Raw genomic sequence first — 13448 nt, forward strand, 5'->3', positions numbered from 1 at the left:
TCCTGTAAGGGCGAAGCATTCGGGCGATAAATTATCAATTTTTATCACAGGTTATTTTCCTGTAAGGGCGAAGCATTCGGGCGATAAATTATCAATTTTTATCACAGGTTATTTTCCTGTAAGGGCGTTCGCGAAGCGTGCTGGAAGCATCAGCATTCGGGCGATAAATTATCAATTTTTATCACAGGTTATTTTCCGAATGCTTCGCCCCTACTTCGCCCGACTGCTACACCCTTACATAAGTCAGAATATTTGATAACTTCGTATCTTATCAATTGGTTATTTTAAGAATAACCTGTAAATAACTGACTGCTGACTAATGATAGCTAAATACTAACATTAAACTAACTGCTAAACACTTCCACTGGTAAACGACTAAAAGCTAGACGTTCATTTTGCACATCAACAAAAATTGTATCACCGTCATTAAATTCACCCCGCAAAATAGCTTTAGCAATTTGGGTTTCTAACTCTCTTTGAATGGCACGTTTTAATGGTCTGGCACCAAATACAGGATCATAACCAACTTCTGCTAAAAAGTCTAGTGCAGATGCAGCAAGTCGCAGGGACATTTTTTTATCAGTTAATCTTTGTCTGAGTCTATCTACTTGCAGTTGCACAATTTCTCGCAGTTCTGATTTTTGTAAACCGTGGAAGATGATAATTTCATCAATACGGTTCAAGAACTCAGGACGGAAACTATTCCGCATTGTTTCCATCACTCGATGACGCATTTCATCATACCTTGAATCATCCCCAGCAACATCCAGAATATATTGAGAACCGATGTTACTAGTCATGATGATAATGGCATTCTTGAAGTCTACCGTTCTTCCTTGGGAGTCAGTGACACGACCATCATCTAAAATTTGCAGGAAAATGTTAAATACATCCGGGTGCGCTTTTTCAATTTCGTCGAATAAAATTACTGCGTAAGGACGACGACGAATAGCTTCTGTTAATTGTCCACCTTCTTCATAACCAACATAACCTGGAGGCGCACCAATTAACCGAGAAACTGCGTGTTTCTCCATGTATTCTGACATATCAATTCTGACTAAAGCTTCTTCTGTGTCAAACATATAAGCAGCTAAAGCTTTAGCTAATTCTGTTTTACCAACTCCCGTAGGTCCAAGGAAAATAAAACTAGCAATGGGGCGGTTAGGATCAGCAAGTCCAGCGCGAGAACGTTGAATGGCATCAGCTACCGCAGTCACAGCTTCACTTTGTCCCACTACTCGCTGATGTAATTCATCTTCTAAATGCAGTAATTTTTCTTTTTCTGATTCCACTAATTTACTAATAGGAATACCTGTCCATTTAGAAATGATTTCGGCAATGTCCGCTTCGGTGACTTCTTCTCTTAATAATGATTTTCCTGTTCCTTGGGCGTTAGCTAGTTCCCTTTCTACGGTTTCTAATTGTCGATGTAATTCTGTGAGTTTACCATATTTCAACTCAGCAGCGCGGTTAAGATCATAGTTTCTTTCTGCTTGTTGAATTTCTAAGTTAACTCGATCAATTTCTTCTTTGATAGATTGAATTTTTGTGATAATATCTTTTTCAGATTGCCATTGGGCGCTGAGTGCGCGTTGTTCTTCTTTAAAGTCGGCAAGTTCTTTTTCTAGTCTTTCCAAACGTTCGCGGGAAGCTAAATCACTTTCTTTTTGTAAGGACAGTTTCTCCATTTCTAATTGGAGAATTTTCCGATCAATTTCGTCTAGTTCTTCTGGTTTGGATGTAATTTCCATTTTCAGTCTAGCAGCAGCTTCATCTACCAAGTCAATAGCTTTATCTGGCAGGAAGCGATCGCTAATATATCTACTCGATAAAGTCGCAGCAGCAACTAAGGAACTATCCGAAATTTTTACCCCGTGATGCACTTCATACCGTTCCTTTAAACCCCGCAAAATAGAAATCGTATCTTGTACATCTGGTTGGTCTACATAAACTTGTTGGAAACGTCTTTCTAAAGCAGCATCTTTTTCTATATATTTACGATATTCATCTAAAGTTGTCGCTCCAATACAACGCAGTTCACCCCGTGCTAACATGGGTTTTAATAAGTTACCCGCATCCATAGCTCCTTGGGTTGCACCAGCACCGACAACGGTATGAATTTCATCTATAAATAATACAATATTTCCACCAGATTCGGTAACTTCTTTTAATACAGCTTTGAGTCTTTCTTCAAATTCTCCTCTAAATTTTGCACCAGCAATTAACGCTCCCATATCTAAAGCAATTAATTTTCTATCTTTCAAAGATTGGGGAACGTCACCCGCAACTATTCGCTGTGCTAAACCTTCCGCAATGGCAGTTTTTCCAACTCCAGGTTCACCAATTAATACAGGATTATTTTTGGTTCTCCGAGAAAGAATTTGAATGGTTCTTCTAATTTCATCATCCCGACCAATTACCGGATCTAATTTTCCTTGACGCGCTGCTTCTGTTAAGTCACGTCCGTATTTTTCTAAAGACTGATATTTTCCTTCTGGACTTTGATCTGTCACTTTCTGACTCCCACGAATTTGTTTAATAGTATTCTTTAATTTGCCTTCGTCTAAACCAATTTCTTGCAGTAGACTTTTACCAAATCTGTCATCTTTAGCATATCCTAATAATATATGTTCAACGGAAATATATTCATCTTTAAATTCTTGGCGATATTTTTCCGATCTGTCTAATAATGTATCTAAACTTTTACCCAAATATACAGATGTGCTACTTCCTGATACTTTGGGTTGACGGAAAATAAATTGTTCTGTGTAATCTCTGATTTTTGGGATGTTTGCACCGGCTTTCGTGAAAATAGCGTTAGCAAGTCCATCCTGCTCCAGCAGTGCTTTCATTAAATGTTCACTTTCTAGTTGCTGTTGTTGGTACTGTTTAGCTATTTCGGGAGTTTGCGCGATCGCTTCCCAGGCTTTTTCTGTAAATTGGTTCGGATTAGTCGGTTGCATAGTTTTTTTGATATTTGACTTTCATATCGTCATTGTAAAAATACCCTAGCCTTTTTCTGGATCGGTCTTCCCATCCTCATTATGTAGTATTATCCCAAGTTATCAGTTATTTAGTTTAAGCCGATCATGAGTAATTGATAATTAATTATTTACTGTCACCTGTCACCTGTCACCTGTCACCTGTCACCTCAATAATATATAAGTTTTTTAAATCTCTGATCTATAAAAAAAGTGTGCGATGTGGTTTATTGAGAATTAGCCCCCTTTATTCTCAATAATCTTGAGAATTACTATCAATTATCAACGAGTTTCCGTCGTTTCAGGATTGATATTGACACACAAGATTTTTGTGGTATGATATGTGTACGATCCAAGGGTAAATTATGATTTAAAAAAGAATTAAAAAATATGTAAAACCTTGGTGAAAGTTTTTCTTTTTTGTCTAATTTTGCTTAATGCTTTTTGTTGCACGCAGAGGCGCAGAGTCGCAGAGAAGAGAGTCTATAAATAGAAGTATGTGTTTACCATATTATTGGTATTGGGTTTGAATAACAAAAATATAGTCATATATGATGTTTGGGTGTTCGAGAAATTATATTAATTTAATTTTTACCAATCACCAATCACCAATCACCAATTACCAATGCCGAAAAAACAAAAGTTTCCTCATTTACTGGGTTCTAAGTGGACAGCACAGCAAAAAGTTGATGGTTGGCGACATTTTCAAGTTGTTAACCGTAAAAATCAGGGTAAATGGGTCTATGCTGAAATGGTAGCCGCTTGTGACCCTAATGTACGTTTTTGGATCAATGCCAAATTATTACAGGATAACTCTCAATGGCACGCCGGCTGGCAATCTTTACAGGAAATTAATGATCTGGAAAAAATTAATAACATTACATGATCATACATAAAATTTAACTATTTCATGATTTGATTAACTTTTCTCAGATATTTGAATATTTAATATTAATTAACAACAATGATCGCAGATACTCAGAGATCAAAGATAGATGCAGATTACTTTTGTGTTCCTCCAGTCCCAAAAACCCTAAATTTACCCTAAATTTATATCCTCTCTCAAATCTCAAGTCTATTCTCCTGGTATGCACTGACGATAGTTATGCTCATCATTAATAACATCTTATTTGCTGCTTAATAAACTTGAGCAATGATTGGATAATTCTATGGAAACCATTAATAAAATACTATTTTAGCTAATTTGTCTTTTGTAACTATTTTTATATAAAAAATTTAAAAATAGTAATAAATCAATTTTTTAAGATTTTTTAGAGATTTTAGAGTTTATTTTACGATTAAATATCAAAATATCTTTCTAATAAATCAATTATCTTTGATTTTATGATTTTTAGACCCTTTGCTTTTCTAGGAATTTGCACAATAATGGCACTCACAGACCTCACACATCTCCATAACTGGTTGAGTGCTGGGTAAAGGTACAAGCTAAGAAAAGAAACTATTAGAGGTAAAGAAAAATGAAATTAGCAGTGTATGGAAAAGGCGGTATCGGTAAATCCACAACCAGCTGTAATATATCCGTAGCCCTAGCTAAACGGGGTAAAAAAGTGCTGCAAATTGGTTGTGACCCTAAACACGACAGTACCTTTACCCTGACCGGGTTTTTAATTCCTACCATCATCGACACCCTACAAGAGAAAGACTATCACTACGAAGATGTTTGGCCAGAGGATGTGATTTATAAAGGTTATGGTGGAGTTGATTGTGTTGAAGCTGGAGGTCCCCCAGCCGGTGCGGGGTGTGGTGGTTATGTCGTAGGTGAAACAGTCAAACTCTTAAAAGAACTTAACGCTTTTGATGAATATGACGTAATTTTATTTGACGTTCTCGGTGATGTGGTTTGTGGTGGTTTTGCAGCACCTTTGAACTATGCCGACTACTGTATGATCGTTACAGACAACGGTTTTGATGCCTTATTTGCTGCTAACCGCATCGCTGCTTCCGTCCGTGAAAAAGCCAGAACTCACCCCCTGAGACTAGCGGGGTTAATCGGTAATCGTACTGCTAAACGTGACTTAATTGAAAAATACGTAGAAGCCGTACCGATGCCAGTTTTGGAAGTATTGCCTTTAATAGAAGATATCCGTGTTTCCCGCGTTAAAGGAAAAACGCTGTTTGAGATGGCTGAGTCAGATCCTTCCCTGAGATACGTTTGCGACTATTATTTAAGTATAGCTGATCAGATATTAGCGCGTCCTGAAGGTGTCGTTCCGAACGATGCCCCTGATCGTGAACTTTTTTCACTTTTGTCAGATTTTTATTTAAATCCGAGTAAACCACAGGTAACAAATCCGGAAGAGGAATTAGACTTGATGATTGTATAAAACAATTTACCTCTTCAGGATGGGGGAAATTATGGCCTTCTTTGATAGTTTTACGGATTCAATCAAACAAAAGTGGTTACAGTTCTTTCAAGTCAACCGTGACTGGATTACCTTGCAAATGGCAGTGGAATCGGTTTCTACCCCCGATGGCGGGAAGCGTCCTTCCTCTTACCTCATTCTGGGAGTAGTAAATGCCCTAGAACCTAAATTAGCCCAGTTGATGTTTCCTTTTGCCAAATTAAATCCTGATGCTGATACTCTAATTGACGTGCTAGGGCTGCATTTTGATCCAGATATTGTCCTTGGTAATCGGTTGAGTCCTACCCAAGAACCAAAAATGTATTCTCATGCTTCCCAAGAGGTTACAGAAGACATTTCTGAAGATCAACCATCAGCAGTTGATGATTTCAGCGTTGTTGAGGAAAAAAACTCTGTTCAAGAGTTAACAATGGACGTAAGTGAACATCAATGGCAAGAAGAAGATTCACTGGTAAGTGAAGATGCGTTTGATTCAATTTCTTTATCTGAAGAAAACATCACAGATGAGTTTAAATCAGCACCTGATTTAGAAACAGAAAAAGACTTTAGCGGGATGTCTTTTGAGACTGTCAATTTAACAGCAGATAACGAACATCAAGCTTTAGATGATTTCAATCTATCCGATGAAAATGGATTTGATGATTTAAATCAACCAGATGAAAGTGAATTTCGTGATGTGATTTCTGATGTTTGGGGAGATGATTCATCTCTTCTGGAAGAGGGTGAAGAAAATAATAACCTTTTAGGTGAAGAATTACCTTCTGAGGTTTTTGATGAGTCAGAAATGGCTCGTCTCTTCCCCAACAATTAAATCAGTGAATAGGGGAATGGGGACTGGGAACAGGGAACAAATAGGTAATGGGTAATATTTATCTTTTTCCTGCCTCCTGCCTCTCCTGCCTCCTGATAACTACCTTGTACGCCTTAAAATTAAGGGGAGAAGATTACAATGACTATCGCTACAGAAAATACCGCTTTAAATTTTGAATGTGAAACTGGTAATTATCATACTTTTTGTCCTATTAGTTGTGTGGCTTGGTTATATCAAAAAATTGAAGATAGTTTCTTTTTAGTTATTGGTACAAAAACCTGCGGTTATTTTCTACAAAATGCGATGGGGGTGATGATTTTTGCTGAACCCCGTTATGCAATGGCTGAGTTAGAAGAAGGTGATATTTCGGCTCAGTTAAATGATTATCAAGAATTGAAAAGATTGTGTGAGCAAATTAAACGCGATCGCAATCCTAGTGTTATCGTTTGGATTGGTACTTGTACCACGGAAATTATTAAAATGGACTTGGAAGGTTTAGCCCCCAAGTTAGAAGCGGAAATTGGTATTCCTATTGTTGTCGCTCGTGCTAATGGTTTAGATTATGCTTTTACTCAGGGAGAAGATACGGTTTTAGCTGCAATGGCTAACCGTTGTCCTGATAAAGCACCAGTTTCAGAAACAGAAAAAAATGAACGGAATGCAATTCAAAAGTTATTACATTTCGGGAAGAAAAAGGAAGATGTTGTACAAGAAGAATCAGAATATGTAGATCATCCACCTTTGGTTTTATTTGGTTCTTTACCTGATCCAGTTGTTACCCAATTAACTTTAGAATTAAAGAAACAAGGTGTTAAAGTTTCTGGTTGGCTACCTGCAAAAAGATTTACAGAATTACCTGTGTTAGAAGAAGGTTATTATGTTGCAGGTGTGAATCCTTTTTTAAGTCGCACTGCTACAACTTTAATGAGACGCAGGAAATGTAAATTAATTGGCGCACCTTTTCCCATTGGTCCAGATGGAACTCGCGCATGGGTAGAAAAAATCTGTTCTGTTTTTGGCATTACACCCAAAGGTTTAGATGAAAGAGAAGCGCAGATTTGGGAAAATTTAGAAGATTACGTGCAATTAATTCGCGGTAAATCTGTATTTTTCATGGGTGATAATTTGTTAGAAATTTCTTTAGCTCGGTTTTTGGTGCGTTGTGGAATGACTGTTCCAGAAATCGGTATTCCTTACATGGATAAACGCTATCAAGCTGCGGAGTTAGCTTTGTTAGAAAAGACTTGTCAGGAAATGAATGTTCCTTTACCAAGGATAGTTGAAAAGCCGGATAATTATAATCAGGTACAAAGAATTTATGAGTTAAAACCTGATTTGGTAATTACTGGTATGTCTCATGCAAATCCTTTGGAAGCGCGGGGTATTAATACTAAATGGTCTGTGGAATTTACGTTTGCACAGATTCATGGTTTTGGTAATGCGCGGGATATTTTGGAGTTGGTAACTCGTCCTTTAAGAAGGAATAATAATCTAAAAGATTTGGGTTGGGATAAGTTGGTAAGGGAGGAAGCTAAGGTTTAAAACCTAGATAAGTTTTAAAGTTTGCGTGTTCTTTGGCAATTTTCGGGCGGATCTTTTGGGGTTCGTCCTTTTTTTTGTTTTCTCACGCAGAAGCGCAGAGGACGCAGAGGAAGAGAATATGTTAAAATATGATGATTACAAGAAATATAGTATCAGGTGATGGAATGCCGGAAGTTTGCCGTTTTTTAGGAATTATTATTACCATGTATTATAATGATCATCCTCCACCACATTTTCACGTCCGTTATAATCAACAAAAGGCAATTATTGATATAGAAACATTATCAATTTTAGAAGGTAAACTTAGTCCTAGAGTTTTAGGTTTAGTAATTGAATGGGCAGCAATGCACAAGTCAGAACTTCTCAATAACTGGAACTTGGCTAGACAAAATAATTCTTTAGAGAAAATCGAACCATTGGAATAAATTATGCTGCAAGATATTATAGAAGTCATTCCTCAAAATAACTATAAACTCTATCTGAAATTTGAAGATGGAAAAGAAGGTATTGTTGATGTTAGTCAGTTAATTGAATTTACTGGTGTTTTTCAACCTTTACAAGATTTAGAATTTTTTAAAACCGTGAAAGTTAAACCTGAATGGGGAACAATTTATTGGGATAATGGCGCAGATTTAGATCCTGATGTTCTTTATTCCGTAATTACTGGTGAACCTATTTCTAGCTATCATGGAAATCAATATGTGGAAATTTCTCACTAAGTTAGAATTTATCGCCACAAAACCAGCCTTATTAAAAACTAAAAAGCCTTTTGTAGTAACTAAGTTTCACTTTTTCAAAATGTCTGAAATTATCACCCTCCAACTACCAGAAACACTGGCACAAAAAGCCAAAGAAATAGCCGCTTTCACCCATCGCAGTCTGGAAGATGTATTAATAGAATGGATAAACCGCGCTAGTCATGAATTACCTGTAGAATCATTACCAGATGAGCAGGTTTTAAACTTATGTGATTTGCAAATGGAAAGTCAACAACAAGAATTTCTCAGCGACCTTTTAGCACGTCAAAGAGAAGGACTGTTAAATGAGATAGAAAATAGTCAACTTGACGAACTAATGCAAGTTTACCGACGTGGTTTAGTACGTAAAGCACAAGCCTTAAAAGTGGCTGTTGAACGTGGTTTAATACCTGCAATCAATTAACAGTCATGGCTAGATTTTACATTCCTGTCGAAATAGAACGCCGCGTTAGAAAAGATGCTCAAAATCGTTGTGGATATTGTTTAAGTCCCCAACGTTTAGTAATGGCACGGTTGGAAATAGAACATATTATTCCCATAGCTAAAGGTGGTAGTAATGAAGAGTCAAATTTATGGTTATCTTGTCCTATTTGCAATAGATATAAAATTGATAAAACTACAGGTGTTGACCCAGAAACAGGAGAAACAGTCAAATTATTTAACCCACGTACTCAAGTTTGGAGTGAGCATTTTTATTGGACAGAAGATGGCATACAAATTGTAGGTAAAACGCCGACTGGTAGAGCTACTGTAAAAGCTTTACATTTAAGTGATGATGCAGATACTTTGGAAGTTCGCAGTTATTGGGTTCTTGCTGGTTGGCATCCTCCAAAAGATTAGATAGGGGATATGAATGGGGATAAATGATACTAATTTTATGGGAGTTTACAATTTATTTATGTGTTATAAGTAAGGAATAAAATTTATGAAATCTATGAAAGTGTGGTCTTATTTAAATGAAAATGTTGATTAGGTTGATTCAGTAATTAAGGTATTAATATTTTCATTACCGCCTGTTTTTTTAGTGATTCAAACTGCATTATATTTCTTTTTAAAGGATTTTTTTCTATTCTGAATTTGTGGGGAGTTACTAGGGCATCTAGTGGTAATTATATAGCAATATTTACGCACATTTTTATAATCTTGGGATATAAGTTTAATTGTATTTTCAATTTGTGTAAATGCGTGTTCTACATCAGAACCTTTTAATTCTATATATATTTCAAGATAAGGTTCATTGATAATTAATAACCAATCACATTTAACACCTTGAATATCTAAACAGCCATCTACTTGAATCTTCGTAACTTCTATTAATTTTTCATTGCTGAAAATTATTTTACTACTTTTCTTTTCTTCTATTAAAATATTTTTATGGGTAATCTTTTCAGAACATTTATCTAAATCCACAAATTTTATTCTCCAAATTCCAGGTCTATTAATTTTTCAAAAATCATACTAAATTCGTTGGATACATCATCAATAATATTTGTATCAATTAAGTGGTTTTCTTCATTAATTAAACTTTCAATCATGCCATTTTTGATAGTGTAAGCAGCAATATCATTAATATCTAACATCTGATTTGCGGGAACTATTTTAAATAATTCTCTGAGTAAATCATTTTGTTCAGGTTTTTCTTTTAATGCTTTAAAGGTATTTCCTGCTTGAATGAGGTTATTAAAAGCTGTTAATATGTAAGGACTGTGAGTAGTAATAATAAATTTATGTTTTCTTTCGGTGGTATTGAAAACTTGACTAATTAAACTAACAATCTGTTTTTGTGATGTAGGAAATAAATGTGCTTCAGGTTCTTCAATGATAAAGATGCGATGAGATGAAGTGAAAAAAGGTAAAATTGCTAATATAAGTGCCATAGGTAAAGCCTCTTGTTGTCCAGATGAAGAATGAGACAAGTTTATTTTCCTGTCATCGTCAGTGTATATCCAGTCTTCTCCTTTTTCACGAATATATTTTCCAACAATTATTTTATTTACTAATTCATCAATATCATCTTTATATTCTAATAAATTGATATCTTTTCTGGCTTGATACAAGTTTTTAGCTCTTTCATAGGCTGAACCAAATTCTTTAAGAAAATAGTCAATGGTAATATTTTCTGATAAAAAAGAAAACACATTACTTTGTAAAACGGCAAAAAATGATCTACCTGCGGGAATAAAAGTTAATAAATCAAGATTGCTGATATTTTTTCCTGATAGAATGTATTTTGAAAATATCTCATCTATAAATTCTCCTATATTTAATTTGCTAATACTGGAGGAATTATGTTGAGTTTTATCTGTATCATCAATAATTGTTTTTGTATATTCAGAAAGTAATTTTCTACGAATATTAATTAGATGTTCTGAATATTCTAAAATTAGAGTATATTTGTTTTTGGTGGATTGCTTGGTATACAAGCGAATATAATAATTTTGAAACTCGTAACTTATGTGATATGTGATATCAAATTGTTGAAAATTCCAAGAATATTCAGGAAATATTTCTTTGAAATTCTTAATAATGCTTTTATCAAATTCACTTTTTTTGCGGCTTTTAAAAATGGAATTTCTATATTCAATTAAGAAGTTTTTAAAAAAATAAACTAATTTGGCAATTACGCTTTTACCACTGGCTTCTTGTCCAATAATAATATTTATCTTGGATAAATTAAATTCAATATCATTGATGTTAAGAAAGTTTTTAATTGTTAATTTTTCCATAAGTAAAATTGGAGAATTACTAATATGTTTGTATTTTTTAATATATAAATTCGCAATATATAGCGTTTCCCAATCTGGTGAATTACAAAACCATCTGCGTCTATTTGTATTTAATTATTACTACTTGCACATCACTTGAATGGGAATTTTAATATTATACATAATATTTTGCAAATTTAAAATCCGTAAAAATATCATCATTTAATGTATCATCAAATAGTATAAGCAGGTATCATTCTTAATCATGAAAGCCTTTTCCAGTAACTAAATTGCAGGATGTTGCAGGTTGTTTAAAATATGATGGTGAACCTGCAACCCTGGAAGATATGGAAGATGCTATTCGTCAAAGTGTTGAGGAAATACAGTTTTAAACAGGTAATTCTAAAGTATGAAGAAGCGAAAAGGCTGCTTGAGGATGAATATGAGCGTGTGGAAGGTCGAGTTTTAGCGGAACAGGTAGCTTAATTTTTTTCTAACTTTACTTTGATGTTTTTCAGGTTAGCTTAGTTATATGTTATTATATCAACCATTGACTTTTTATAATTTACCAAATCTTCCCATACATGAAACGTCTTTACTACGGTGATAATCTCCAAGTTCTCAGAGAAAATATTCCTGATGAATCTATTGATTTAATTTACCTTGATCCGCCTTTTAATTCTAAAGCTAACTATAATATTATCTTTAAAAATGCTACTGGTGAAAAATCAGATGCACAAATTACCGCTTTTGAAGATACCTGGAGTTGGGGAATAGAATCAGAAAGATTTTTAGATGAAATTCAAGATAAAAAAGGTGAATTATATCAATTTTTAGATTTATTAGTAAGAACATTAGGTAAAAATTCATTATCAGCTTATTTGGTAATGATGGCAATCAGATTAATAGAATTACATCGGGTTCTTAAATCTACAGGTAGTTTATATTTACATTGTGATACTACCGCTAGTCATTATTTAAAAATGATTTTAGATTTAATATTTGATGCCAGAAATTATCGGAATCAAATTACTTGGAAACGTACTAGCAGTCATAGTGATGCTAAAAAGTATGCGAGAATTACAGATATTATTTTCTACTATGTCAAATCTAACAAATTTACTTGGAATCCTCAACGGTTGAGTTATTCAGATGAATATATCAAACAATATTATTGTAATATTGATAGCGACGGGAGAAGATTTCAATTTGGTGATTTATCAAATACAAAAACTAGCAAAGGTTATTTCTATAAACTGTTAGATTGTGATCCTCCTGAGAATGGTTGGAGAATGCCAGAATCTCGCGCTCAAGAGTGGCTAAGTCAAGGTAAAATTGCCATACCACCAACAGGAAAAACACCACGTTATAAACGTTATTTAGATGAGGTTCAAGGTAAAGTTATCCCTGATATTTGGGATGATATACCACCTATTAATTCTCAAGCTAAGGAAGCTTTAGGATATCCTACCCAAAAACCTTTAACATTATTAGAAAGAATCATTCAAATTAGTAGTAATGAAAATGATATCATTCTTGATCCATTCTGTGGATGTGGTACAGCTATCCATGCAGCAGAAAATTTAGGCAGAAATTGGATCGGTATTGATATTACCCATTTAGCAATTTCTTTAATAGAAAAACGTTTAAAAGATGCTTTTCCGAGTAAATTTGTTGAAGATGAAAATAAAAATCAAAAGTTAGTACCAGGGATAGAATTTGAAGTAGAAGGTACACCACAAGATTTAGCCGCAGCCATAGATTTATTTAACAGAGACGCTTATCAATTTCAATGGTGGGCGTGTTCTTTGGTGAATGCACAACCTTATAAAGATAAAAAGAAAGGTGCAGATGGGGGAATAGATGGTTTAATCTTTTTTGAAGATGTTATAGATATTAAAAAATTAAATAAAACAGCAGTTAAAAAAATCATTGTGAGTGTGAAAGGTGGGAAAAATATTAACGCATCTATGATTAGAGATTTGCGCGGTACTATGGAAACAAATAAAGCAGAAATTGGATTATTTGTTACCCTCACACCTCCCACCCAACCAATGATTAAAGAAGCTGCATCTTCCGGTTTTTATAAAGCTGGAAATGGTAGAAATTACGCTAAAATTCAGATTTTAACGATTGAGGAATTATTAACAGGAGAAAAACGACCGGAATTTTTTGATATGAAGCAGGGAGAATTGACATTTAAAAAAGCACAACGCGAAAATCAAGATATAGGAGAACAGGGGGAATTGTTTTAGATGATTTTTATG

General features: G+C 34.5%; 13 protein-coding genes. 10 read left to right on the forward strand and 3 right to left on the reverse strand.

The annotated features are described in order from the left end of the window. On the forward strand, positions 1 to 256 hold a 256-nt coding region (locus tag H5968_RS16330), incomplete at its 5' end, for a hypothetical protein (protein ID WP_187040789.1). An 88-nt stretch (positions 257 to 344) separates the two neighbouring features. On the opposite strand, the gene clpB is transcribed toward H5968_RS16330, so the two are convergent. Further along, positions 345 to 2963, reverse strand: coding sequence for an ATP-dependent chaperone ClpB (gene clpB, locus H5968_RS16335; RefSeq protein ID WP_187040790.1), 2619 nt, complete (start codon positions 2961 to 2963; stop codon positions 345 to 347). Between the two features lie 643 nt (positions 2964 to 3606). Between clpB and H5968_RS16340 the strand changes: the two genes are divergently transcribed. The 8 genes from H5968_RS16340 (at position 3607) to H5968_RS16375 (ending at position 9316) form a co-directional block, all read left to right on the forward strand. Further along, entirely contained in the window at positions 3607 to 3867 is a 261-nt protein-coding gene (locus H5968_RS16340) for a TIGR02450 family Trp-rich protein (protein WP_137668222.1), read from the forward strand. A gap of 592 nt (positions 3868 to 4459) precedes the next feature. Then, a complete protein-coding gene (gene bchL / locus H5968_RS16345; protein ID WP_096572308.1) occupies positions 4460 to 5326 on the forward strand; it encodes a ferredoxin:protochlorophyllide reductase (ATP-dependent) iron-sulfur ATP-binding protein in 867 nt (288 codons plus the stop codon). Between the two features lie 31 nt (positions 5327 to 5357). Further along, positions 5358 to 6176: a DUF5331 domain-containing protein gene (locus H5968_RS16350; RefSeq protein ID WP_187040791.1), complete on the forward strand. Its 819-nt coding sequence runs from the start codon at positions 5358 to 5360 to the stop codon at positions 6174 to 6176. Positions 6177 to 6314: 138 nt separating this feature from the next. Next, on the forward strand, positions 6315 to 7718 hold the full coding sequence (locus tag H5968_RS16355) for a ferredoxin:protochlorophyllide reductase (ATP-dependent) subunit N (protein ID WP_096572310.1): 1404 nt from the start codon (positions 6315 to 6317) through the stop codon (positions 7716 to 7718). A 128-nt stretch (positions 7719 to 7846) separates the two neighbouring features. After that, on the forward strand, positions 7847 to 8143 hold the full coding sequence (locus tag H5968_RS16360) for a DUF4160 domain-containing protein (protein WP_255427161.1): 297 nt from the start codon (positions 7847 to 7849) through the stop codon (positions 8141 to 8143). A gap of 3 nt (positions 8144 to 8146) precedes the next feature. Beyond that, positions 8147 to 8437, forward strand: coding sequence for a DUF2442 domain-containing protein (locus tag H5968_RS16365; protein WP_187040792.1), 291 nt, complete (start codon positions 8147 to 8149; stop codon positions 8435 to 8437). Continuing rightward, the gene (locus tag H5968_RS16370; protein WP_255427162.1) at positions 8418 to 8879 is read left to right on the forward strand and encodes a hypothetical protein; all 462 of its coding nucleotides are present in this window, start codon (positions 8418 to 8420) and stop codon (positions 8877 to 8879) included. Before H5968_RS16365 ends, H5968_RS16370 begins: the two co-directional genes overlap by 20 nt. A gap of 5 nt (positions 8880 to 8884) precedes the next feature. Further along, on the forward strand, positions 8885 to 9316 hold the full coding sequence (locus H5968_RS16375) for an HNH endonuclease (protein ID WP_187040793.1): 432 nt from the start codon (positions 8885 to 8887) through the stop codon (positions 9314 to 9316). A 189-nt stretch (positions 9317 to 9505) separates the two neighbouring features. Here H5968_RS16375 and H5968_RS16380 read toward each other — a convergent pair whose 3' ends face one another. Further along, positions 9506 to 9886 carry a hypothetical protein gene (locus H5968_RS16380; protein WP_187040794.1) on the reverse strand — a complete coding sequence of 127 codons (381 nt, stop codon included), beginning with the start codon at positions 9884 to 9886 and terminating at the stop codon, positions 9506 to 9508. Positions 9887 to 9891: 5 nt separating this feature from the next. After that, positions 9892 to 11202 carry an ATP-binding protein gene (locus H5968_RS16385; RefSeq protein WP_187040795.1) on the reverse strand — a complete coding sequence of 437 codons (1311 nt, stop codon included), beginning with the start codon at positions 11200 to 11202 and terminating at the stop codon, positions 9892 to 9894. 563 nt (positions 11203 to 11765) lie between these two features. On the opposite strand from H5968_RS16385, the gene H5968_RS16395 reads away from it, so the two are divergent. Next, positions 11766 to 13436, forward strand: coding sequence for a DNA methyltransferase (locus H5968_RS16395; RefSeq protein ID WP_187040796.1), 1671 nt, complete (start codon positions 11766 to 11768; stop codon positions 13434 to 13436). Positions 13437 to 13448: the final 12 nt, after the last annotated feature.

It is taken from the genome of Sphaerospermopsis sp. LEGE 00249 (assembly GCF_014299995.1).
GTDB classification, from domain to species: domain Bacteria; phylum Cyanobacteriota; class Cyanobacteriia; order Cyanobacteriales; family Nostocaceae; genus Sphaerospermopsis; species Sphaerospermopsis kisseleviana.

Coding starts and splice junctions, on each gene's coding strand:
- clpB (WP_187040790.1), bottom strand. CDS start 2,963: ATGCAACCGACTAATCCGAACCAATTTACAGAAAAAGCCTGGGAAGCG.
- H5968_RS16340 (WP_137668222.1), top strand. CDS start 3,607: ATGCCGAAAAAACAAAAGTTTCCTCATTTACTGGGTTCTAAGTGGACA.
- bchL (WP_096572308.1), top strand. CDS start 4,460: ATGAAATTAGCAGTGTATGGAAAAGGCGGTATCGGTAAATCCACAACC.
- H5968_RS16350 (WP_187040791.1), top strand. CDS start 5,358: ATGGCCTTCTTTGATAGTTTTACGGATTCAATCAAACAAAAGTGGTTA.
- H5968_RS16355 (WP_096572310.1), top strand. CDS start 6,315: ATGACTATCGCTACAGAAAATACCGCTTTAAATTTTGAATGTGAAACT.
- H5968_RS16360 (WP_255427161.1), top strand. CDS start 7,847: ATGATGATTACAAGAAATATAGTATCAGGTGATGGAATGCCGGAAGTT.
- H5968_RS16365 (WP_187040792.1), top strand. CDS start 8,147: ATGCTGCAAGATATTATAGAAGTCATTCCTCAAAATAACTATAAACTC.
- H5968_RS16370 (WP_255427162.1), top strand. CDS start 8,418: ATGTGGAAATTTCTCACTAAGTTAGAATTTATCGCCACAAAACCAGCC.
- H5968_RS16375 (WP_187040793.1), top strand. CDS start 8,885: ATGGCTAGATTTTACATTCCTGTCGAAATAGAACGCCGCGTTAGAAAA.
- H5968_RS16385 (WP_187040795.1), bottom strand. CDS start 11,202: ATGGAAAAATTAACAATTAAAAACTTTCTTAACATCAATGATATTGAA.
- H5968_RS16395 (WP_187040796.1), top strand. CDS start 11,766: ATGAAACGTCTTTACTACGGTGATAATCTCCAAGTTCTCAGAGAAAAT.